Origin of the sequence: Streptomyces sp. AF1A (assembly GCF_047340315.1) — a bacterium.
Taxonomy (GTDB): Bacteria; Actinomycetota; Actinomycetes; order Streptomycetales; family Streptomycetaceae; genus Streptomyces.
This window is the reverse complement of sequence record NZ_JBLEBI010000373.1, coordinates 1-1,641: the sequence shown is the minus strand read 5'-3', so window position 1 is coordinate 1,641 and position 1,641 is coordinate 1. Positions and strand designations below refer to the sequence as shown.

Annotated in this window: 1 protein-coding gene; it reads left to right on the top strand. The window is 70.4% G+C overall.

Features of this window, described 5'->3' with window-relative positions:
- On the top strand, positions 1-1,553 hold a 1,553-nt coding region (locus ACLU3S_RS36930; RefSeq protein WP_413956344.1), incomplete at its 5' end, for a PQQ-binding-like beta-propeller repeat protein.
- Between the last annotated feature and the right edge of the window lie 88 nt (positions 1,554-1,641).

Sequence of the window (1,641 nt, the reverse complement as noted above, 5' to 3'; positions counted from 1 at the left end):
CCGCACCGGGCCCCTACGGGCACCCCCAGCAGGCGCCGCAGCCGGGCCCGTACGGGCAGCCCCAGTCCGGTTACGGATACCCGCAGCAGCCGCCGTACCCCGGCGCGCCCGGCGGGCCCTTCCCCGGGCAGGGCGGCGGCACCGGGAAGACGGCGCTGATCATCGCCGCCGCGGCGGCCGCGCTGCTCGTCATCGGCGGCACCGTCTACGCGTTGACCAGCGGCGGCGGCGACGGCGTCGGCAAGAAGCCCGTCGCCCAGCACAGCGACGACGGCACGCACTCCGCGACCGGCACCCCGTCCGCCTCGTCCGGCGGCGGTGACGACCCGGAGAACCTCAACGCGGGCCGCTCGGCCGGTGAGGCGAAGGTGCTCTGGTACAAGTCCGGCCCGGACGTGCCCGGTTCGGGCGCCGACGCCCCCGGCCTGTGGATCGCCGGGAACACGGTGGTGAAGGCGGCGTACCAGCAGGTCTTCGCCTACGGCGCGGGCGACGGGAAGTCCCCCTGGGGCCCCGTCGCCTTCCCGCACAAGATCTGTGCGGTCACCCCGCAGAAGTCGGCGGACGACAAGATAGTCGTGGCGTACATGAGTGGCGCCGGCGACAGCGCCAAGTGCAACCAACTTCAGCAGATCGACCTGAGGACCGGCAAGAAGGGCTGGAGCGGCGAGGTCGCCGACGGCGGGCTGTTCGACAGCGCGCTCAACGTCGAACTCACCGTGAGCGGCCGCACGCTGATGGTGGGCCGCTCGGAGTCGGGCACCGCGTACGACATGGACAGCGGCAAGAAGCTCTACGACAAGAAGAAGTACGGCGCGGCCTGCTTCCCGGCCGCGTACGCGGGCGGCGCCGGCCGGCTGGTGCAGGTGGCCTCGTGCGGGGCCGGTGGCGGCAACGAGCACGACGAGATCCAGGAACTCGACCCGGCCTCCGGCAAGGTGAAGTGGACCCAGCCGGTCAAGAAGGGCTGGCAGGTGAGCCGGGTCTACTCCCTCGACCCGCTCGTGGTCTACCTGACCAACCAGGACAAGAAGGCCTGGAACATCTCGACGTTCACCAAGGACGGCACGTTCCGTTCGGAGGTCAAGGTCGACGAGAAGTTCGCCCCCCGCTGCGGCTGGGCGGTCCTCGAACGCGACCTGCAGGGCTGCCAGGGGATCGCGGTCGACGCCGACACCCTCTATCTGCCCACGGACACGACCAGCACCGCCAACGAGATCGTCGCGATCGGCCTCGCCGACGGCAAGGCGAAGTGGCGGGTCAAGTCCCCGGCCGACGAGCCGATGGCACCGATCAAGGTCGAGGACGGCAAGCTCGTGGCGTACGTGCAGCCGTCATACGACGCGGGTGGCCAGGTGGTGTCCATCCCCACCACCGGCTCCTCCCACCCGACCAGGAAGCTGCTGCAGAACCCGAAGGGCACCGCGCAGATCGAGGACACCTTCTTCGACAGCGTCGTCGACTGGTCCGACGGGCGGTTCTTCATCTCCAACGGGCGGCTGTCCGGCAACACCCAGTCGAAGGAGAAGCTGATCATGGCCTTCGGCAACTGAGCCCGGCCCAGCCCACGTTCCGTCAGCCGTCCGGCCTTTCAAGCGTCACCGAGGTACCCGAGCCATGACCCAGCCGCCCCCGCCGCCG